19 protein-coding genes are annotated in these 20,832 nt (G+C 32.1%); 12 read left to right on the top strand and 7 right to left on the bottom strand.

Features of this window, described 5'->3' with window-relative positions; all coding sequences use genetic code 11:
• Positions 1 to 6: 6 nt before the first annotated feature.
• The 4 genes from AC15TD_RS11630 to AC15TD_RS11615 form a co-directional block, all read right to left on the bottom strand.
• Positions 7 to 2,094 (bottom strand): HAD-IIB family hydrolase, encoded by a 2,088-nt coding sequence (locus AC15TD_RS11630; RefSeq protein ID WP_484452320.1) that lies wholly within the window; start codon positions 2,092 to 2,094, stop codon positions 7 to 9.
• 224 nt (positions 2,095 to 2,318) lie between these two features.
• Positions 2,319 to 3,785 (bottom strand): magnesium chelatase, encoded by a 1,467-nt coding sequence (locus AC15TD_RS11625; RefSeq protein ID WP_484452319.1) that lies wholly within the window; start codon positions 3,783 to 3,785, stop codon positions 2,319 to 2,321.
• Between the two features lie 3 nt (positions 3,786 to 3,788).
• Positions 3,789 to 4,916, bottom strand: coding sequence for a vWA domain-containing protein (locus tag AC15TD_RS11620; RefSeq protein WP_484452318.1), 1,128 nt, complete (start codon positions 4,914 to 4,916; stop codon positions 3,789 to 3,791).
• A gap of 89 nt (positions 4,917 to 5,005) precedes the next feature.
• Complete coding sequence (locus AC15TD_RS11615; protein WP_484452317.1) at positions 5,006 to 5,683, bottom strand: Crp/Fnr family transcriptional regulator; 678 nt, start codon at positions 5,681 to 5,683, stop codon at positions 5,006 to 5,008.
• Positions 5,684 to 5,821: 138 nt separating this feature from the next.
• Here AC15TD_RS11615 and AC15TD_RS11610 point away from each other — a divergent pair, with 138 nt between their 5' ends.
• The 8 genes from AC15TD_RS11610 (at position 5,822) to AC15TD_RS11575 (ending at position 14,450) form a co-directional block, all read left to right on the top strand.
• The gene (locus AC15TD_RS11610) at positions 5,822 to 8,197 is read left to right on the top strand and encodes a heavy metal translocating P-type ATPase (RefSeq protein ID WP_484452316.1); all 2,376 of its coding nucleotides are present in this window, start codon (positions 5,822 to 5,824) and stop codon (positions 8,195 to 8,197) included.
• Positions 8,198 to 8,269: 72 nt separating this feature from the next.
• On the top strand, positions 8,270 to 8,455 hold the full coding sequence (gene ccoS / locus AC15TD_RS11605) for a cbb3-type cytochrome oxidase assembly protein CcoS (protein WP_484452315.1): 186 nt from the start codon (positions 8,270 to 8,272) through the stop codon (positions 8,453 to 8,455).
• Positions 8,456 to 8,466: 11 nt separating this feature from the next.
• Positions 8,467 to 10,641: a cytochrome-c oxidase, cbb3-type subunit I gene (gene ccoN, locus AC15TD_RS11600; protein WP_484452314.1), complete on the top strand. Its 2,175-nt coding sequence runs from the start codon at positions 8,467 to 8,469 to the stop codon at positions 10,639 to 10,641.
• A 21-nt stretch (positions 10,642 to 10,662) separates the two neighbouring features.
• Complete coding sequence (locus AC15TD_RS11595; protein WP_484452313.1) at positions 10,663 to 10,854, top strand: CcoQ/FixQ family Cbb3-type cytochrome c oxidase assembly chaperone; 192 nt, start codon at positions 10,663 to 10,665, stop codon at positions 10,852 to 10,854.
• Positions 10,851 to 11,786, top strand: a complete 936-nt coding sequence (locus AC15TD_RS11590; protein ID WP_484452312.1) for a cbb3-type cytochrome c oxidase N-terminal domain-containing protein — start codon at positions 10,851 to 10,853, stop codon at positions 11,784 to 11,786. Before AC15TD_RS11595 ends, AC15TD_RS11590 begins: the two co-directional genes overlap by 4 nt.
• A 74-nt stretch (positions 11,787 to 11,860) precedes the next feature.
• Positions 11,861 to 13,285, top strand: coding sequence for a cytochrome c oxidase accessory protein CcoG (gene ccoG / locus AC15TD_RS11585; RefSeq protein WP_484452311.1), 1,425 nt, complete (start codon positions 11,861 to 11,863; stop codon positions 13,283 to 13,285).
• A 9-nt stretch (positions 13,286 to 13,294) separates the two neighbouring features.
• A complete protein-coding gene (locus AC15TD_RS11580) occupies positions 13,295 to 13,741 on the top strand; it encodes a FixH family protein (protein ID WP_484452310.1) in 447 nt (148 codons plus the stop codon).
• A 7-nt stretch (positions 13,742 to 13,748) separates the two neighbouring features.
• Entirely contained in the window at positions 13,749 to 14,450 is a 702-nt protein-coding gene (locus AC15TD_RS11575; RefSeq protein ID WP_484452309.1) for a sulfite exporter TauE/SafE family protein, read from the top strand.
• A gap of 54 nt (positions 14,451 to 14,504) precedes the next feature.
• Here the strand turns inward: AC15TD_RS11575 and hemN are convergent, their stop codons facing one another.
• Positions 14,505 to 15,869: an oxygen-independent coproporphyrinogen III oxidase gene (gene hemN, locus AC15TD_RS11570; protein ID WP_484452308.1), complete on the bottom strand. Its 1,365-nt coding sequence runs from the start codon at positions 15,867 to 15,869 to the stop codon at positions 14,505 to 14,507.
• A gap of 122 nt (positions 15,870 to 15,991) precedes the next feature.
• Here hemN and AC15TD_RS11565 point away from each other — a divergent pair, with 122 nt between their 5' ends.
• The 4 genes from AC15TD_RS11565 to lpxD all read left to right on the top strand — a co-directional run bounded on the left by AC15TD_RS11565 (position 15,992) and on the right by lpxD (position 20,269).
• Positions 15,992 to 16,573, top strand: coding sequence for a superoxide dismutase family protein (locus AC15TD_RS11565; protein ID WP_484452307.1), 582 nt, complete (start codon positions 15,992 to 15,994; stop codon positions 16,571 to 16,573).
• A gap of 88 nt (positions 16,574 to 16,661) precedes the next feature.
• The gene (locus AC15TD_RS11560) at positions 16,662 to 17,834 is read left to right on the top strand and encodes an LETM1-related biofilm-associated protein (protein ID WP_484452306.1); all 1,173 of its coding nucleotides are present in this window, start codon (positions 16,662 to 16,664) and stop codon (positions 17,832 to 17,834) included.
• A 46-nt stretch (positions 17,835 to 17,880) separates the two neighbouring features.
• Entirely contained in the window at positions 17,881 to 19,137 is a 1,257-nt protein-coding gene (locus tag AC15TD_RS11555) for an MFS transporter (protein WP_484452305.1), read from the top strand.
• A gap of 139 nt (positions 19,138 to 19,276) precedes the next feature.
• On the top strand, positions 19,277 to 20,269 hold the full coding sequence (gene lpxD / locus AC15TD_RS11550) for a UDP-3-O-(3-hydroxymyristoyl)glucosamine N-acyltransferase (RefSeq protein WP_484452304.1): 993 nt from the start codon (positions 19,277 to 19,279) through the stop codon (positions 20,267 to 20,269).
• Between the two features lie 8 nt (positions 20,270 to 20,277).
• Here lpxD and AC15TD_RS11545 read toward each other — a convergent pair whose 3' ends face one another.
• Together AC15TD_RS11545 and AC15TD_RS11540 are read right to left on the bottom strand one after the other, a co-directional pair.
• A complete protein-coding gene (locus AC15TD_RS11545; protein ID WP_484452303.1) occupies positions 20,278 to 20,478 on the bottom strand; it encodes a DUF6327 family protein in 201 nt (66 codons plus the stop codon).
• A gap of 3 nt (positions 20,479 to 20,481) precedes the next feature.
• Positions 20,482 to 20,832 carry a hypothetical protein gene (locus AC15TD_RS11540; RefSeq protein WP_484452302.1) on the bottom strand — a complete coding sequence of 117 codons (351 nt, stop codon included), beginning with the start codon at positions 20,830 to 20,832 and terminating at the stop codon, positions 20,482 to 20,484.

The following is a 20,832-nucleotide window of genomic DNA, read 5'->3' as shown; positions in this document are numbered from 1 at the left end:
TATATTTTAGTTATTAATTATTTTTAAATCATGACATGCAGAAATGTACTGCGCAGCCGACCATGCCTGATAGGCTTTCCCCATAGCTTTACCTGTGGTACCATGAGCCCATTCGGTAAACTCCCATTCTTCTGTTAAACCTTCTTTATTTATTAAAGCTAGTTTGTGTAACTCTGAAATAGCAACATCTCTAAGACCTAGCTTATTAACAAATTTCACCCAAAAACCGCCTACAAATGGCCATATACCACCATTGTGATAATGATTGGGTAAATTCAATAAGTTTACAGTATAATAAGGTTTCCAGTCTGGGTCTCCTGGAGTTACAACAGGATAAACATTCGTTACCGGATACGGATCATTAACACCAACACCTAACATAAATTTAAATGTTTGATGCGCTTTTTCTGCATCTATGGTTCCATGTAAAAATGCTAACACATTTCCAAACACATCACAACGCCAACTAAAATCAAATGGGGTCGTTTGAGCTATTAAGTAGGAAGTGTCTCCTAGAGTAAATTGACGTTCAGCAAACGATACTGATTGAAATAGTTTTTGTTGTGTTGATGGCCAAAAATTTTGTAAAATTTCCTTTTTTATAACTTGAGACCATCGAATATATTCTCCAGCTTCTTCATAATTACCTAGCATTTCTAACATACGACCATAACACACATTCGCTCTGTACCACAGAATTTCATCATACAGTATATTATAACTTCCTCCGAACAAATCTGTCCAATCACCTGCTTCAGGAATTTCCAATAAAGCATCATTATTACTATCGTGCGCCCCTAACCAACGCATAGTTTCCTTTATTGCTGATATGTATTTACGAAGAAAACTTATATCGTTTGTAATATTAACATATTCATAAAAAGCTATAACGACCCAAATACCACTATCAATAGAACAAATACCTCCAACGCCTGAATAGTCGGCCACATTATCTTTTAATCTTACGTTAGATGGAATTTGGCCGTTACGAGAAATATGTTCAAATAATGTAATTAATGTTTGTCGCTGGCATTTATGAATTTCTTCATCATGAATTAGCGGCAAAGAACCTATTAAGGTTATGGCGCCATCTCTTGCCCAAACGCTATGATAATTTTCGTCGGTACCATTAGGCACATTATCTTTTATAGAACAAGCTGAAAAACCTAAAGGCGTAATATTCTTTTTGAGAGCTATAATTGCTTTATCATAACCTTCACGAATTAATGCTAGTTTTTCATTATCATCTTCTTCGGCTATAATATTTAATTCTTGCTGAATAATATAATCGTCGGTATGATTATCATCATTGCATATTTTAGCTTCCTCTGGTAGTATTCCATAATATATGAGTCCTTCAATAATACCATCACCATTTTCATCTTCAGAATGATAAACTTCTCTATGCTTCGTAAACTTATAGAGTTCTCTATGCGCATTGGCAACTACAATACCCCTAATACCTTTAATATTAAACATTGCAGAATCATTACCACTATCTCCAGCTACTAAAACATTATTTGATTTTAAATCGAGCTTTTTTAACAACCACTGTAATGCATTACCTTTATTGGCCCATTTTGGAAGAATGTCTAAAAATTTCTCTCCAGAATACACCACATTAATATACATATTTGCATTTGCAAACTCCTGCTCAATACTAGTTATTAACTCTTCACTAGCATCATGAAAAAAGTAGCTTCGTTTATATGAATGTTGAAACCTTGCAGGTTGCTCGCTAATAGGATGGTTTATCCCTTGAATAATGTCTTCAACAGCAGCTAAATCCCAACCGTCATCCAAAACCTGATTAAATTCTTTAACTACACATTTTTTATTATGGTCATAAATAAGGGTACCAACTCCAGCGATTATATAATCGGGTTCTGGTAAAACTCCTTTTTTTATTAAGTTAAGAACATCATCAATTAATCTACCCGTATTATACGTTAATAAAACATCTGTTTCAGTCTTGTAAGTATTCCAAACTTTACCAAAGTTACTTTTTAAGGTGTGAAAATCAATTAAGGTATTATCAATATCAAAAGACAAGAGCATGACAGTGCTCTTATTTGTGAGATTTTTATTATTCATATTTAAAAAAATTCTATCACGTTTTTCGTGGTTTTAATTAAAAATCGTCTAAAAAAAGGTGATTTTTCGTTAATATACATAAAAAAAGGAAAAAAAAGTCTGAAAATGCTGTATGTATGAAAACAAAAAATATTTTTATAAGAATAAAAAAAATAGGTAGTTTAAAATATATAATTCAAAATTAAACCACCTTAAATCATCAATATGAAAATTGGAGAAATACACTAAATACCACTTATAAAACTTCCATAAGGGTCTTTAAATTGCGTGCCTTCTGTAAAACGGAATTTACTTAATTGCTTAAACTCTACTAACGCCCAAAGCACAAATTCTTTCACAAAATAACTATCTTCTTTTGTTAATTTAGGCTGGTATTCACCCAATAAATCATCTAAAGGTGAAATAGCCTCTAATAAATTTTTATATTCTTTTTCTCTTAAATCATCTAATAATTCAAAGCCTTCTTTTTGATTAAAAAACCATGATATCACATCGTCATACGGTGATTCTTGGTCTTGTGCTTTTAACTTTTCTATTTTTGGAAAAAATTCTTCGAATAAACTCTTAACAGCTTCCCCAATCAAGCTATAAGCAACCACTGCTGCACCTTCTTGTTCCCCTTCGTATACTAATTCAACCTTACCTACAATAGAAGGAATAATACCTACAAAATCACTTAATCGAACCATCGTATTCTTATCTCCTCCTTTTATAGCTCTACGTTCTGCTGTACTTATTAAATTTTCTAAAGCTGTAATACTCAATCGAGCACTTACACCGCTTTTTGCATCAATAAAATCACTCTCACGAGCTTCAAAAACAATTTGCTCTAATAAATCTCGAGCTAAATCTGGAACCTTTACCATGTTCTTTTGACTTTCAACTATTTTTGCCTCTTGTTCAGTAATTAATCGAGCTGTTTCTATATCCGCTGGATAGTGCGTTAATATTTGCGAACCTATTCTATCTTTTAAAGGCGTCACTATACTTCCTCTATTAGTGTAATCTTCTGGATTAGCAGTAAACAGAAACTGTATATCTAATGGCAATCTTACTTTAAAACCTCGTATTTGAATATCGCCTTCTTGCAAAATATTAAATAAAGCTACCTGAATTCTTGCTTGTAAATCTGGTAACTCGTTTATCACAAAAATACATCGGTTCGCTCTTGGAATCATTCCGTAATGTATCACACGATCATCGGCATAACTCAATTTTAAATTGGCAGCCTTTATTGGGTCAACATCTCCAATAATATCCGCTACGGTGACATCTGGTGTTGCCAATTTTTCAGCAAATCGTTCACTTCTGTGTAACCAAGAAATAGGTGTGTCATCACCCTTTTCCTTTATTAATTCTATTGCGAAACGTGAAATTGGCTGTAAGGGGTCATCATTTACTTCTGAACCTTCAACAACTGGGATATATTCATCAAGTAAATTGAGCATTAATCGCGCTAAACGGGTTTTGGCCTGCCCTCGTAAACCTAACAAATTAATGTTGTGGCGTGATAAAATAGCACGCTCTAATTCAGGTACTACCGTGTTTTCATACCCATGAACACCTTCAAACGTCCTATCATCATTCTTTATTTTTTGAATTAAATTATCTCTTAATTCATCCTTTATAGATTTACTTTTATAACCTGCTTTTTTTAATTCACCTAAGGTATTTATATTTTCTATGTTCATTTTTTATCCTCTAATTCGTTTTTTTCTATTGGTTTCGTAATCTTCAAAAATCATTTCTCCTAATCCTTTCAATCCTGTATAAAAGGCTTTACCTTGATTTGCATAGGTAAACTCTCTTATAAATTGCATGAGATACGTATCTTGCGCAATCATAAATGTCGTAATTGGAATATGTAATCGTCTTGCTTGCTGTGCCATCATATAGCACTTATTTGTTATGGTAGGGTTTAAACCAACACTATCTTTAAAATATTCACCATTTGATAATCTCAAACAACTTGGTTTACCATCGGTTATCATAAAAATTTGTTTGTTGGTATTTCGCTTTCTTCTAAGCAAATCCATTGCTAATTGCAAACCTGCAACGGTATTGGTGTGGTAAGGGCCTACTTTTAAATATGGTAAATCTTTAATTTCAATTTGCCAAGCGTCATTACCAAAAACAATAATATCTAAGGTGTCTTTTGGATAACGTGTGGTAATAAGTTCAGCCAGAGCCATGGCTACTTTTTTGGCTGGTGTTATACGATCTTCACCATACAAAATCATACTATGGCTAATATCAATCATAAGTACCGTACTCATTTGAGATTTGTGCAAGGTTTCTTCAACAACCAAATCATCTTCCGTTAATTTAAAATCACCTATACCGTGATTTACTTGCGCATTTCTCAAACTTTCTGTTACAGAAACTTTATCTAAAGCATCTCCAAATTGATAATTTCTAAAATCCCCCGTATGCTCATCGCCTATTCCAGCATGTTTGCTTTTATGGTTACCTTGTCCGCTGCGCTTTAATTTTCCAAAAATTTGATCTAAAGCCTGCTGGCGAATAGCCTTTTCTGTTTTCGCTGTTATTGCCATTCCTCCTGGACCATCAGGTTCTATTTCCTCTCTTATATATCCCTTCTTTTTTAAATCTTCTATAAAATCATCAATCGTATACTCAGGTGTGGTTAACTTGTATTCCTTATCTAATTCTCTTAACCAATCAATAGCTTCATCAAAGTCGCCAGAAGTATGAGTAATTAACTCCTTAAAGACATCAAAGAGTTTATCAAATGGAGAAAGATTAGGAGCCTTATAGGTTTTAAAAACAAAGCCCTTTTTTTTGAAAGTGTTTTTTGTCATAGCTGCATAAAAATAATACAATTTAAACTAAAAACGTTTCTGTAGTTATTGGATTTACTTATACTAAAAAAAAGAAATTATATAATAGATTATTCTACACGAATTAAACCTTCTAAATCTATTATTTTTATCTGTTTCCCAATTGTAGTAATCAATTTTTCCTTCTTAAATTGAGATAACACTCTTATAGTAGATTCTGTTGCCGTACCAATAATATTGGCAAAATCTTCTCGGGACAATAAAACACTTAAGGTTCCATCTGGTTTAGTCCCAAAACTATTATTTATATAAATTAAGGTTTCTGCTAAACGCTGCCTAACAGATTTTTGCGCCATATTAACAATAATGTCGTCAGCTTCTTTTAAATCCATCGCCATTACTTTTAATATATCGAAGGTAAAATCTGTATTATTATGAAGATCCTTCATGATTTCAGTTTTTGGAATAAAACACAATTCCATATCATTTAAAGCAATAGCACTAAGATTAACGCTCTCATCGCTCACTAATGACCTCTGACCTATTAATTCTCCCTTAACAACCAATTTTATAATTTGATCTTTCCCATTAGAGCTTAACTTAGTAAGCTTACAAATACCGTCTCTTACGCAATAAATGCCCTTAAGTATATCTCCTTCTTCAAAAATTACATCTCCTTTTTTAACAATTCTTGACGTTTTACAACCTGAAATTCTAACTAATTCTTCTTGACTTAACGTTTTTAAAGAATTAAATTGTTTTATAATACAGTGTTCACACTTGCCCATAATAAAGATGAATTAGTGCAAAATTATATAAAACCTAACAATTATCATATTTTAAGAATATGATAATTATCATATTTCATTTTTATTATATTTGAAATATTTGCATTTAGGTACACAAAAATGAGTAAATAATTTTTTATGGAGCATCACACATGTTTCCACTGTGGTTTAGATACTAAAGATTCTGAATTTACATTTGATAACAAAAGTTTTTGTTGCAATGGCTGTAAAACAGTTTATGAAATTTTCTCGGCAAATGATTTAACCTGCTATTATGATTTGCAGCAAGCACCTGGAGCAACTCCAAAAGAAATTGAGGGGAAGTATAATTTTTTAGGCAATGAGAAAATTATTGAAAAACTGCTTGAATTTAATGATGGTAAAACACAAATAATCACCTTATATATTCCTCATATTCATTGCAGTTCTTGTATTTGGGTTTTAGAAAATTTAAACAAAATTCATTCTTCAATTAGTTCGTCTATGGTGAATTTTGGAAAAAAAAATGTTAGAATCACCTTTAATTCTGAAACACTTTCCTTAAAAGATTTAGTCATTTTATTAAATAGTATAGGTTATGAGCCTTTTATAAGTTTAGATGATTATAGTACTAATAGAAAAAATATTGACCGTTCTTTAATTTACAAATTAGGTTTTGCTGGTTTTGCTTTTGGTAATGTGATGTTTTTATCATTTCCTGAATATTTTCAAGTGAATGAATTTTGGTTAGACCAATACAAGCCACTATTTAGATGGCTTATGTTTACCTTCTCTATTCCTGTGGTTTTCTATTCTGCCCAAGAATATTTTATTTCTGCTTACAAAGGTCTTGTATCTAAAATTTTAAATATTGATGTTCCCATTGCTCTAGGGATTTTAGTGCTTTTTATAAGAAGTACTATTGAAATTATTTTTGATTATGGATCTGGTTTTTTTGACAGCTTAACAGGCCTCATTTTCTTTTTATTATTAGGAAAGTTTTTTCAGCAAAAAACATATTCATTTTTATCATTTGAACGTGACTACAAATCATATTTTCCCATTGGAATTACAAAGTTATTATCTAATGGAAAAGAAGAATCCATTCAAGTTTATGATATAGAGAAAGGTGATAGATTATTAATACGACATGAAGAATTAATCCCAGTAGATTGCATTTTAATTAATGGGAGCGCTCGTGTTGATTATAGCTTTGTTACAGGAGAATCGAAAGCGGTTTCTAAAGAATCTGGAGATAAACTTTTTGCAGGTGGAAAACAACTTAAAGGAAGTATTGAAGTAGATGTTTTAAAATCTGTTGAGCAAAGTTATTTAACACAACTTTGGAGTAACGATGTATTTACAACAAATAAAGAAGAATCATTTAAAACCATTACGAATAGAATTAGTAAATATTTTACCTCAGCTATTTTAGCTATTGCAATAATGTCAACTACCTATTGGATGTTTGTTGATTCCAGTAAAGCTATAAACGTTTTTACGGCGGTATTAATTATTGCTTGTCCCTGTGCTTTAGCATTATCTGCTCCGTTTACTTTTGGAAATATTTTACGCATTTTAGGGGTGAGCAAATTCTATTTAAAAAATGCAAGTGTTATTGAACAATTAGCTAAAATAAATACGATAATTTTTGATAAAACAGGCACCATTACTGCTAATAAAGGTACGAGCATAAGTTATGAAGGCACCCAACTTTCAGTTGATGAAGAATCACTTTTAAAAAGCACATTACGCGGATCAAATCATCCACTCAGTCGGGCTTTATATGAACTTCTAAATAAAAATGACATTATTTCATTAGACACGTATGAAGAACATTTAGGGAAAGGTATTAAGGGACAATATAAAGAAACACAAATAAAAATAGGCTCTGCTCCTTTTGTAGGTTATGCTGCTGAAACCGCAAACTTAAACACAACAGTTCATGTAAGCACAAATAATAATTACAAAGGAAAATACACGTTTTTTAATGCTTACAGAAAAGGCCTGTCAAAACTTTTTAACAAACTTAAAGACAATTATGACTTAGCCATTCTATCAGGTGACAATGAAGGCGAAAAAGAAAATTTAAAAAAACTACTTCCTGCAAAAACCAAATTATTATTTAATCAAAAGCCAGAAGATAAACTTGAGTATATTAAATACCACCAAAGTGAAGGTGCTAATGTTTTAATGATTGGTGACGGATTAAATGATGCTGGAGCATTAGCTCAAAGCAATGTAGGAATCGCATTATCAGAAAATGTAAATGTCTTTTCTCCCGCTTGTGATGCTATTTTAGATGCCTCAAAATTTAATCAACTATATCAATTTATAAAAATTTCTAAAACAGCTTTAACAATTATCAAGTGGAGTTTTGCTTTATCATTTATATATAATATTATTGGATTATATTTTGCAACAACTGGGCAATTGTCTCCAGTTTTTGCGGCCATATTAATGCCTTTAAGCTCTATTAGTGTTGTTGCGTTCACTACGCTCGCCACAAACATTGCTGGAAGGAAATTAAGATAAAAAATATGATAAATATCATTTTATTAAATAAACCATGAAGGTATTTTTAACACCTTTTATAATCATATAATTATGAGTGTCATTTATATTATGCTAACCGTAAGTATTATTGTAGCCGTTGTATTCTTTATTGCTTTTATTTTCGCTGTAAAAAATGGACAATTTGATGATAGCTATACACCTTCTGTTCGTATGCTTTTTGAAGATGAACTTGTAAAAGATAAATCAACTAATTCTGTTATAACCAAAAAAGATTAATATTTACAATTATGGAAATGCAACAATTTCATTACGATAATAAAATCGTTACAAAATTCATTTATGCCACAATAGTTTTTGGTGTTGTGGGAATGCTTGTAGGTTTAATACTGGCATTTATGTTTTTATTCCCTAACCTTACTGATGGCATATCTTGGCTAAGTTTTGGTCGTTTAAGACCTCTGCATACCAATGCCGTTATTTTTGCATTTGTAGGAAATGCTATGTTTGCTGGTATTTACTACTCTTTACAGCGCTTACTAAAAACACGTATGGCAAGCGACCTATTAAGTAATATTAATTTTTGGGGTTGGCAACTTATTATTGTCTCAGCTGCTATTACATTACCTCTTGGAATTACAACATCTAAAGAATACGCCGAATTAGAATGGCCCATAGACATTGCTATTGCATTAATTTGGGTTGTTTTTGGTGTTAATATGATTTGGACAATTCTAAAAAGAAGACAACGCCACTTATATGTTGCGATTTGGTTTTATATTGCCACTTTTGTAACCGTAGCTGTTCTTCATATTTTTAACAGCTTAGAACTTCCTGTTAGTGCTCTTAAATCTTACTCAGTTTATGCCGGTGTTCAAGATGCTCTAGTGCAATGGTGGTATGGCCACAACGCGGTAGCCTTCTTTTTAACTACCCCTTTCTTAGGCTTAATGTATTATTTTGTACCAAAAGCAGCAAATAGACCTGTGTATTCATACAGACTTTCTATTGTTCACTTCTGGTCATTAATCTTTATTTATATATGGGCAGGCCCTCATCACCTATTATACACAGCACTTCCTGAATGGGCACAAAACCTAGGGGTTGCATTTTCAGTTATGCTCTTAATGCCTTCATGGGGTGGTATGATAAATGGATTATTAACACTTCGTGGTGCCTGGGATAAAGTGCGTACCGACCCCGTTTTGAAATTTTTAGTAGTTGCAATTACAGGTTATGGTATGGCTACTTTTGAAGGTCCGACGTTATCATTAAAAAATGTAAATGCCATCGCTCACTTTACTGACTGGATTATCGCACACGTGCATGTTGGTGCATTAGCTTGGAACGGCTTTATGGCATTTGCCATCATTTATTATCTCGTGCCTAGGCTATTTAAAACAAAGCTATATTCTATAGGTTTGGCTAATTTACATTTCTGGTTGGGTACCTTAGGTATCATCATGTATGCTTTACCAATGTATGTAGCTGGGTTTACTCAAGCAAGTATGTGGAAACAATTTAATCCTGACGGAACTTTGGTATATGGTAACTTCCTTGAGACAGTTTCTGAAATTATACCTATGTACTGGATGCGTGCTATTGGGGGTACATTATATTTAACTGGTATGCTTATTTTAGTTTACAATATTGTCGTAACTATTAGATCTGGAAGTAGCGTTACAGATGAGTTAGCAGAAGCGCCAGCTCTCGAACGTGTTTCTAAAAAACGCATAGCTGGAGAAGGTTGGCACTCTTGGTTAGAACGCAAACCTGTTAAATTAACAATATTAGCAACTATAGCTATTCTTATTGGTGGCATCGTTCAAATTGTCCCTACTATTTTAGTAAAATCAAATATTCCTACAATAGCAAGTGTAAAACCATATTCACCACTTGAACTTGAAGGACGAGATCTTTATATACGTGAAGGTTGCGTTGGATGTCACTCACAAATGATTAGACCATTTAGAAGTGAGGTTGAGCGTTATGGCGAATACTCTAAAGCTGGAGAATATGTGTATGATCACCCTTTCCTCTGGGGTAGTAAGCGTACGGGGCCCGATTTACACCGTATTGGTGGTAAATATTCTGACAATTGGCACTTAAATCATATGTATGACCCAAGAAGTACTTCTAGTGGCTCTATTATGCCAAATTATAAATGGCTTATTACAAATGAATTAGACAAGTCTCAAACAGAAGCAAAAATGAGAACTATGGTGTCTTTAGGTGTTCCTTATACTGATGAAGAGATAACCAACGCACAACAACAAATGCTTGAGCAAGGAACACAAATTGAGCAAAATTTATATAATGATCCGGACTTTGCAGAAAGTTATGAAGCCGATAAAAAAGCTGGAGGAGACGATTTTGTTGAAATGAAAAATCGTGAAATAGTAGCTATTATTGCTTACTTACAACGATTAGGAACAGACATTAAAGTAAAAGACACAGAAGAATAACTAATTCAATAAAAAGAAAACATGTTAAAATTTGCAAAAAATTATATGGAAACTATTTCAGGTATTGAAATATATCCAATAATATCATTACTCATTTTCTTTACTTTTTTTGTGATTCTATTCTGGTGGGTTTTTACTGCTAAAAAAGAATATATAAATAAAGTAAGTAACATCCCTTTAGACAATAACAACCAAAATGATATTTTGTTATGAGAAACCTTATTCCATCTTACATCAGAGTACCAATCGTATTCTTCATAATTTTCGGTCTTGTTGAATATTTTATAGAGTCGGGCGAACAACCGGCATTTATTAAATATCCACTAGTAATGATGTTTTTAGTATTAGTATTGTTAATTCTTGTTGCTATAGAAGCCATTGTAGGCGCTTTAGAAAACGTGATGTTTCAAAGTCTTACAGAAGAAGGAAAAGAACGTTTTTTAGCTTCTAAAGCTAGTAAAAATCCGTTCACATGGATTAATAATATATATATAAAGTTAGCTGGCACAAAACCAATTGAAGAGGAAGGCGAACTTATTCTAGATCATGATTATGACGGTATTAAAGAATTAGATAATTCCTTACCGCCTTGGTGGTTATATTCCTTTTATGCCTCTATAGTTTTTGCCGCAATCTATTTAGTGAATTTCCATTTTTTAGGAAACAATAGTCAATTTGATGAATATGCTGAAGAATATAAACAAGCAGAGATTAGTATTGCAGAATATAAAAAGAATGCTAAAGATTTAGTTGATATTAACACGGTTACCTTACTAACAGATGCCGCTGATTTAAGCAGTGGTAGAGCCATTTTTGAACAAAACTGTGTTGTATGTCATATGGCCGATGGCGGTGGTGGTATTGGACCAAACCTAACTGATAATCATTGGATTCTAGGTGGAGGGATTAAAAATGTATTTAATACCATTACTCAAGGTGGTCGTGACGGGAAAGGAATGATTGCATGGAAACAAAATTTTAGACCCTCGGAAATTGCCCAAGTAGCTAGTTATGTATTATCGATGCAGGGTACAGCACCTGCGAATCCTAAAGCTGCAGAAGGCGATATTTGGGTTGACGAAACAGAAGCACCTATTGAAACAACAACTACAGAAACAGATTCTTTATCTGTATCTGAAAATTAAACTAAACTTTGAAGCAATAGTACTAAATCAATTTTGTGCTATTGCTTTTTTTCTCAAATGACCCCAAAAAAATAATGGAAACTTCAGAAAACGAAAGGTTTAGAGACTCTATTGGAACCATAAATGAAGAAGGTAACCGTGCGTGGGTTTTTCCTAAAATACCTAGTGGTAGGTTTTATGATTCCAGAAAACTAGTAAGTTATTTTTTATTAGCGTTTTTGATTTTTGCTCCATTTATAAAAGTTAATGGGAATCAGTTTTTAATGTTTAACATTTTAGAACGTCGATTTAATATTTTTGGATTTCCTTTTTGGCCTCAAGATTTTCATTTATTTGTAATCTCCATGATTATTGGGGTGATTTTCATTACTTTTTTCACAGTAGCTTTTGGGCGAATTTTCTGCGGATGGATTTGTCCCCAAACCATATTTATGGAAATGGTATTTAGACGTATCGAATTTTGGATTGATGGAGACAGATGGAAACAAATAAAACTTGACAAACAAGCTTGGAATGTCGAAAAAATTGGAAAACGCTCATTAAAATGGTTTATCTTTTTAATGATTTCATTTTTAATTGCTAATGTTTTTTTGGCGTATTTAATAGGTTCAGATAAAGTTATTGAATATGTTGTTGATGGGCCAACTAAACATACATCAACCCTATTTTCTTTGGGTATTTTTACGGCCGTTTTTTACTTTGTCTTTGCATGGTTTAGAGAGCAAGTGTGCATTATCGCTTGTCCTTACGGAAGGTTACAAGGTGTCTTATTAGATAATAAATCTATTGTTGTAGCCTATGACCATAAACGCGGTGAAGCAGAAAATGGAAGAAAAAAATGGCGTAATGGCGAAGATCGAGAAGCCTTAGGTTATGGAGATTGTATTGATTGTTCACAGTGTGTACATGTATGCCCAACTGGTATTGATATTAGAAACGGTACACAATTAGAATGCGTTAACTGTACAGCTTGTATTGATGAATGTGACACTATCATGGAAAAAGTAGGTCTTGAAAAAGGTCTTATTCGATATGCTAGTGAAGCCGAAATTGAAAATAAAGAACCATTTAAGCTTACAGCAAGAATGAAAGGCTATATTGCAGTACTAGTCATTCTTACCGGTGTTTTAATAGGCATGCTATTTTTAAGAAATGATGTAGAAGCAAGAGTTTTAAGATTGCCTGGACAATTATTTGAACACAAAGAAAATAATATTATAAGTAATGTGTTTACCTATAAATTAGTGAATAAAACAACTCAAAAAATTGACAATGTTTCGTTTAAATTAAGAAAATACAAGGGCACTATAAAACTTGTTTCAACAAAAGACAACTTCGTTGTACCGGAACAAGGACTTGCTGAAGGCACTTTATTTATTGAGATAAATAAATCTGAACTGAAAGGCGATAAAAACAAACTAATGATTGAAGTTTACAGTAATAATAGACTTATTGAAACTACAACCGTTAACTTTTTAGGACCTAGAAGTTATAACTAAAAAAAGAATATGAAATTTAATTGGGGAACTGGAATTGTTTTAGCTTTTGTTGGCTTTATCAGCTTCATCATGTATTTTGTAATTTCTATGAATTTTAATGAAAAATACAATCATGATTTAGTGACTGAAGACTATTATAAAAAGGAACTTGGATATCAAAATGATATTAACAAAGAAAACAATGCGAAAACACTGAAAGAAAATATTTCTTATAAAAAAACAAGTGAAGGTTTAGTTTTTAAGTTTCCTGAAGATTTTGATACAAAAAAAATCACTGGTAAAGTGTTCCTATATAGACCATCTAACAAACATCTAGATTTTGAAACTCCAATTTCATTGTCTGAATCCTATTTGCTCGTACCTGACAAACGTTTATTAGATGGTCGATGGAACATTACCGTCGATTGGCAATACGATGGGAAATCATATTTATATAAACAATCCATTGTATATTAATTAAACTATGTTTATTTCGGCTTTGATATTAGGATTATTAGGTAGCTTTCATTGTGTAGGCATGTGTGGTCCTATTGCGTTTATGCTTCCGGTAGATCATTCAAATTCTTCTAAAAAAGTATTCCAAATAGCCATTTATCATTTTGGTAGATTATTATCATATAGTATTATTGGATTGGTTTTTGGACTTATTGGGAAAAGCCTGTATCTCTTTGGCTTTCAACAACAGTTATCAATAATCATAGGGGTTATTATGATTATTATTGTACTTATTCCTTATAAAACCTTCGCAAAATATAACGCTTCTAAACCTCTATATAAAATAATTTCAAAAGTAAAATCTAGTTTAGGTTCCGCGTTAAAAAAGAAAACATTAGACACCTTTTTAACCATTGGTTTTTTAAACGGTTTTCTGCCGTGTGGCCTGGTGTATATGGCTGTTTTTGGGGCGATAGCCAGCGGTAATGCTTTTGAAGGTACTCTGTACATGGCATTTTTTGGACTGGGTACTATCCCCTTAATGACGACCACTATTTATTTTAGTAACTTTTTAAAAGGTGCCTTACGACAAAAAATTCAGAAAGCTATTCCTGTTTTCGTCATTATAATTGGGGCTTTATTTATACTTCGTGGTCTTGGTCTGGGCATACCATACATCTCACCCGAACCTGTTACAGATTTGGTTACGGGTTCTATAGAATGTGATTAAAAAAAAGAACTGGTATTAACAGCTCTTTTTATATTTCTTAATATCAAATTTAGATTATACGGTCATTGAGAATAATTGTACATCTGGTGTTTTTCGTTGTAATAACAAATCAAACGCCATACATATATTTCTAACAAATGGTTGACCTTTTGGTAAAATATTAATAGATTTTGAATGAATTTCAAGTAGCTCATCATATTCCATTTCCTTAAGTTTTACTAATACTTCAGGAATTTCAGGAAAAGCCATTGCTTCAGAAGCCCAAGAGGTTTCGAAGCCACACATTAGATTAAGAATATGGCGTCTTATTACTAAATCCTCATCGTTTAAAATATGACCTCTGTAAATAGGTAACTCATTTTTTTCTAGCAAGTTATAATAGTCCTCAAGCACTTTTACATTTTGCCCAAAACCGTACCAACTATCACCTATAGAAGACACCCCCAAGCCAATCATCGCTTGCGTTTTTGATGCAGTATAACCCATGAAATTTCGATGTAAACTTTTGCTTTGCATCGATTTATATAGCGAATCAGAAGGTAATGCAAAATGATCCATTCCTATTTCATAATAACCAACTTCTGTTAGTAATTGTTTTCCTAATTCGTATTGTTGTCGTTTTAATTCAGCCTTCGGTAAATCCGAATCTTTAAAACCTCTTTGACCATTTCCTTTAATCCATGGCACATGCGCATAGCTGTAAAAAGCTAATCGGTCTGGACATAATTCTTTAGTCTTTAAAATGGTTTGCTCAACATGTTCTAAAGTTTGAAAAGGTAAGCCGAAAATAATATCGTGGCCAACAGATGTATACCCAATTTCTCTTGCCATTTCTGTAGCTCGCTTTACATTTTCAAAAGGTTGAATTCTATGAATGGCTTTTTGAACCATAATATTATAATCTTGGACACCATAACTAACACGGGTAAACCCAACATCGTATAATGCTTGCAAATGCGCCCTTGTTGTATTATTTGGATGGCCTTCAAAACTAAATTCATGTCCGTCTGCCATAACAGCATTTTTCAATATTCCATTAATTAATCGTTTTAAATTTTCTGGATTGAAAAATGTTGGAGTCCCGCCACCAAGATGTAATTCTTTAATAATGGGTTTTTCATCAAACAATTCTAAATACAACTGCCATTCTTTTAAAACCGCTTCTATATATGGAGATTCTACATCATGTTGTTTAGTGATACGTTTATTACATCCACAAAACGTACATAGGCTTTCACAAAAAGGCATATGGATATATAAACTTATACCTTCTTTAGAATTACTTTCTTTAAACGATTTAATTAAAGTCGATTTATATTTTGTTGTAGAAAACGTGTCTTCATTCCAATACGGAACGGTTGGATAACTTGTATATCTTGGACCCGCAATATTATATTTATTAACTAATGATTTATTCATACCTTCAAACTTAAGTCAAAATTAATTGAATATAAAATTTAAAAACATGATATCGGTCATAATCATATTTGCAAAAATATTAAATTAACCTTAACTTTCATCAAAATTAAATTATAAAAATTATGAAAAACACATCAATTTTTACTTTAGCAATTATTATGGTTTTGACCATAGCATGTAAAAATGAAAAAAAAGAAGCAGAACAAAATATTGAAGAAACTGTTACTAATAAAGAAGAAGTGACTGCAAAGGTTGAAGTCATTAAATTTTCACTTGAACCAAAAAGCGATAGTAATGTTTCAGGAACAGTTACTTTTACTCAAGAAAATGGTTCCGTTACTATGGTTGCAGAGATGGAAGGTTTAACTGAAGGCATTCATGCCATTCATATACACGAAAAAGCTGATTGTTCTTCACCTGACGGAAAATCTACTGGTGGACACTGGAACCCAACGGCTGAAGCTCACGGAAAATGGGGTGCAGAAGGAGGATATCATAAAGGTGATATTGGTAATTTTACTGCTGATGCTAGTGGTAAAGGTTCTATAACTTTTACAACTGATGAATGGTGTATTGGTTGTGGCGATGAAAGTAAAGATATTCTAGGCAAAGCAGTTATAGTTCATGCTGGAACGGATGACTATACAACACAACCAACTGGCGCCGCTGGTGGAAGAGTAAGTTGTGCTGGCATTATTGAATAAAAAAATAACCATAAAATAATTTTAAAGCTACTTTTTTAAGTAGCTTTTTTATTTTTAAAAAGTATCTTTACACTGATAAATTTAAGTCATGAACCCATCAGCCAACGGTTGGATAAAAAAACTTGTAAAAGAAATTTCAAATAATGAAAGCTTCTTAGAATTGTCTTTAAATGACTTTTACAGAGACTTAAAATTAAGTGGGTTTATTTATGGAAGTAACGTTTCTGTTGTTCATAATTGTATTAAAAATATAGACTTTACACATGAAGAACTTTGTAAAGTCAACTTGCTTTTAGGGTTTTATTACATACATCACCATTCAAACAAGAAGACAGATATTGTTGATAGTATTATTGATTTCTACAACACTATTGATGATTATAAAACATCTTTTTTTGAAGGGTTGTTAGGTGAAAAAAAATCATCAACGTTGTTGGAAAGTATGATTAATAAGCGTGTTCATATTGATGATAACATTCTAACTAAAAACTTTAATTATTTTATAACCAATGCCTTGATGTTTGTTGATATTTTAGCCTACCAAGAATACCTAAAATCAAACACGATTTCAGAAAATTATCTTCAAGAATTTGAAGCAGCAATTGAAACCATTGCGTTAATTGTATTTGATACAAAAAAAGATAAATCGAAATATGATGAGAGTTTAATAAAGTTATTTGAATCGTCTCTTCGGTATCAAAACAAAAATTCTTTGACCTATGACGATGTCTTAAAAAGCATTAAAACTGAATTAGGTAAATACTATATTATTGATATTGCCTGCATGGCATTTTGGAGCGATAAAATTATTGATCAAGAAGAGGAAAAGCAATTGAGCACCTTGGGTACAGATTTGCAACTTAGTCCTGAAATAATTAAACAATCCATAGATGATATTGATGCGTTTTACGTTTTAAACAAAGATAAAGTAGCTCTACTAAGTTCTAGAAACATGATTCAGAGTTTTTATGATAACTCCAGTAAAATGGTAATTAAGCTCATAAAAAGAAATAGCAAACGCTTATTAAATGAACTTAGAGAAAGTAAGGAACTTATGGTATTACTTACAAAATCAACAACCAGAGCTTTAACTGATGAGGAACAAAAAAAAGTTCAAGACCAGTTGTTGGACATTATGAAATCTATTCCAAGTTTAGCCATTTTTATATTACCTGGTGGCGCTATTTTATTACCTCTATTTGTCAAGTTTATTCCTAAATTATTACCTTCGGCATTTGATGAAAACAGAATTGAAGACTAACTATTACAAGATAAAATCCTTAGACTTTTTATTCTAAATTAGACTTATGGACAGCGCTTTAAAAAACAAACAATATTTTAAATTCTGCTCCTATGGATTTTTAAAAAATCTAAGGTTTTTTGACGCCTTTTTATTGCTGTTTTTTTTAGAAAGTGGTATCAGTTATACTCAAATAGGTTTTTTATATGCATTACGAGAGATCATTATTAATGTTTCAGAGATACCTTCTGGGATTATTGCAGATACGTATGGACGAAAAAAATCTCTAATTGTATCATTTTCATTATATATTTTATCGTTTCTTATTTTTTATTTTTTTAACACCTTCTATTTTTTCATTATTGCCATTGCTTTTTATGGTGTTGGAGATGCTTTTAGAACTGGAACACATAAAGGCATGATTATGGACTACTTGGCGCTTAATAAATGGTCTCACCATAAAGCAAACTATTATGGACATACGCGTTCCTGGTCTCAAAAAGGGTCTGCCATTTCTGCTTTAATCGCCGGATGTTTAGTTTTGTATTCAGGTAGTTATCGTACTATCTTTTTGTACTCTGTAATTCCTTATCTAATAAATTTTTTTAATATTTTTTCGTACCCTGATGCTTTAAATTACTCTTTAAATAAACAGAAAGAGTCAAAAAAGATAACGATGGTATTTGTTTTTAAGTCCTTTATAAAATCGTTAAAGCAACCCAAAGTTTTACAAATTATAAATTCATCTGCATTACATTCAGCATATTTAAAAGCTATAAAAGATTATATTCAACCAGTAATGCTTCAGATAACACTTTTAATTCCTTTTTTAATATCTATTGACACTAAGCGAAAAAGCGGTATTATTGTGGGTGTTATTTACTTTTTTATATATCTACTCACGTCGTACGCTTCTAAAAAATCATTTAAAATTTCAGAATTGATAGTTGGTAATGTTCCTAGACTAACGCTTCTTTTAGGACTTATCTCTGGTTTTATTTGTGGTATTCTTTATCATTTTGAATTATGGATGATAGCCTTACTTTTCTTTGCATGTATTTATGTTTTTGAAAATATTAGAAAACCCTTGTTGACTGGTGAAATTGCCGACCATGTAGATCCGGAAATTCTAACATCGGTTATTTCTGCTCAATCATTTTTTAGCACGATTACCACATCCATAATTGCAGTATCTATCGGATTTTTAGCAGACAAATGGGGGATTGGAATTGCATTTATTATTGTTTCTGCTGCCCTAATATTGTTCACGGTAGCTTTAAATCTTAAAAAGTTTAAAAATTCTGGTAAAATTTCAGAAATATAAATGTATTGTTATCAATATTTGCTTCTAAAGCAACCATAACGCCTAAAGGAGTTTAAAATAAATTCATAAAAATTAATTAATTGTGCACTAATTCCTTTAGATTTACTAAAAACTAAGCAATTAATTAAGCATTCATTTCATGAAATCATATTCCATTGAAGAAATTAACACCATTTTAAACGGTGAATTAATAGGTAACACCACGCAACGTATTGACGGTCCAGAACAGTTAGAAAAAGCAAAAGCTAATCACATTACATTTATAGGAAGTAGTAAATATGTAAAACTTTGGGCTGACTCAAAAGCAAGTATTGCCATCATTAATGAAAACTTAAACGCAGAACCAGGTGAAAACAGAGCATTAATTAAAGTTAAAAATGCCGATTTAGCCATGGCAAAAATTTTAGATTTATTTAATCCGCCAACGCCAGTTTTTGATTCTAATATTCACAAAACGGCAGTAATACATGAGTCTGCTAAAATTGGGAATGATTGTAAAATTGGAGCCAATTGCTATGTTGGTAAAGATGTTATTTTAGGAAATGGTGTGATTTTATATCCAAATGTGTGTGTGTTTGATGACACTATTATAGGAGACCATACGGTAGTTTGGTCTGGAACTGTAATAAGAGAACGGTGTATTATTGGCAACCACTGTATATTTCATACTAACGTAAGTATTGGAGCAGATGGTTTTGGTTATAGACCAAGTGATGATGGTCGCGGTTTAGTTAAAATTCCGCAAATAGGAAATGTCGTTATTGGACATTATGTTGAAATTGGTGCCAATTCTTGTGTTGACAGAGCTAAATTCAGTTCGACCATAATTGGTAATGGCTGCAAAATTGACAACTTGGTACAAATAGCTCATAATAGCGTTATGGGCCGCTCTTGCATAATGGCAGGCCATAGCGGTTTAGCGGGCTCAGTAACTTTAGGAGATGGCGTTATGATTGGTGGCAGTGCCTCTATAAAAGACCATACCACCATACATTCTGGTGCTACCGTTGGCGCTGGTTCTGGTGTTATGAATGATGTTGCAGCTGGACAAACAGTACTAGGGTATCCTGCACAAGACGCCAGAGATATGTTGAAACAATGGGTCGCCATGCGCCGACTTATGAAAAAATAATCGGTTCGCTACCTAAAAAATCGTTTTAAAAATATATAAAAACCATATTTTCCAGCGACATCAATTATTACACTTAACCAATTTTTCTGTCTTAAGTTGTTTCTAAATTTGTTTTTAGATAACTTCATTTGTTCTAAAGCAATATTGCGCTCTAAACGTATGCGCTTTAAATCTTGTTCTATATGTTCAAAAGATTTATATTCCTTCATAGGCTATGAATTAAAAAATTTAAATGAAAGACTTCTAACTACTGTATTGTTAATATGATTTCTATTCAAATAAATAACACCTGTTATTAATAGAAAGATAATCGCTGTTATAACATATCCTAAAGCCACATTTCCTAAACTTTCACCAATAAACATAGCCAAGGCAAAGGCTAAAAAGAATAAGCCTATAAAAAGCAACCCCCCAATAACCAAAACTTTTGTAACCAAACTGATTGAAGCACTTAATTGTTGAAACACTTTTAAGGTATAATACTCTTGAGATTTTTTAATATAAATCTCTCCTGCATCCGTTAATTTTTCAGATGTTTCCTTTGCAGAATCAAAAATGTTCAT

This window comes from Yeosuana sp., from assembly GCF_057126245.1.
The sequence above is the reverse complement of the archived record's forward strand: the minus strand, read 5'-3'. Positions and strand labels throughout refer to the sequence as shown.

Excerpts from the sequence above, each read along its gene's own strand:
- AC15TD_RS11630 (WP_484452320.1), bottom strand. The coding sequence starts at position 2,094 with ATGAATAATAAAAATCTCACAAATAAGAGCACTGTCATGCTCTTGTCT.
- AC15TD_RS11625 (WP_484452319.1), bottom strand. The coding sequence starts at position 3,785 with ATGAACATAGAAAATATAAATACCTTAGGTGAATTAAAAAAAGCAGGT.
- AC15TD_RS11620 (WP_484452318.1), bottom strand. The coding sequence starts at position 4,916 with ATGACAAAAAACACTTTCAAAAAAAAGGGCTTTGTTTTTAAAACCTAT.
- AC15TD_RS11615 (WP_484452317.1), bottom strand. The coding sequence starts at position 5,683 with ATGGGCAAGTGTGAACACTGTATTATAAAACAATTTAATTCTTTAAAA.
- AC15TD_RS11610 (WP_484452316.1), top strand. The coding sequence starts at position 5,822 with ATGGAGCATCACACATGTTTCCACTGTGGTTTAGATACTAAAGATTCT.
- ccoS (WP_484452315.1), top strand. The coding sequence starts at position 8,270 with ATGAGTGTCATTTATATTATGCTAACCGTAAGTATTATTGTAGCCGTT.
- ccoN (WP_484452314.1), top strand. The coding sequence starts at position 8,467 with ATGGAAATGCAACAATTTCATTACGATAATAAAATCGTTACAAAATTC.
- AC15TD_RS11595 (WP_484452313.1), top strand. The coding sequence starts at position 10,663 with ATGTTAAAATTTGCAAAAAATTATATGGAAACTATTTCAGGTATTGAA.
- AC15TD_RS11590 (WP_484452312.1), top strand. The coding sequence starts at position 10,851 with ATGAGAAACCTTATTCCATCTTACATCAGAGTACCAATCGTATTCTTC.
- ccoG (WP_484452311.1), top strand. The coding sequence starts at position 11,861 with ATGGAAACTTCAGAAAACGAAAGGTTTAGAGACTCTATTGGAACCATA.
- AC15TD_RS11580 (WP_484452310.1), top strand. The coding sequence starts at position 13,295 with ATGAAATTTAATTGGGGAACTGGAATTGTTTTAGCTTTTGTTGGCTTT.
- AC15TD_RS11575 (WP_484452309.1), top strand. The coding sequence starts at position 13,749 with ATGTTTATTTCGGCTTTGATATTAGGATTATTAGGTAGCTTTCATTGT.
- hemN (WP_484452308.1), bottom strand. The coding sequence starts at position 15,869 with ATGAATAAATCATTAGTTAATAAATATAATATTGCGGGTCCAAGATAT.
- AC15TD_RS11565 (WP_484452307.1), top strand. The coding sequence starts at position 15,992 with ATGAAAAACACATCAATTTTTACTTTAGCAATTATTATGGTTTTGACC.
- AC15TD_RS11560 (WP_484452306.1), top strand. The coding sequence starts at position 16,662 with ATGAACCCATCAGCCAACGGTTGGATAAAAAAACTTGTAAAAGAAATT.
- AC15TD_RS11555 (WP_484452305.1), top strand. The coding sequence starts at position 17,881 with ATGGACAGCGCTTTAAAAAACAAACAATATTTTAAATTCTGCTCCTAT.
- lpxD (WP_484452304.1), top strand. The coding sequence starts at position 19,277 with ATGAAATCATATTCCATTGAAGAAATTAACACCATTTTAAACGGTGAA.
- AC15TD_RS11545 (WP_484452303.1), bottom strand. The coding sequence starts at position 20,478 with ATGAAGGAATATAAATCTTTTGAACATATAGAACAAGATTTAAAGCGC.
- AC15TD_RS11540 (WP_484452302.1), bottom strand. The coding sequence starts at position 20,832 with ATGAACATTTTTGATTCTGCAAAGGAAACATCTGAAAAATTAACGGAT.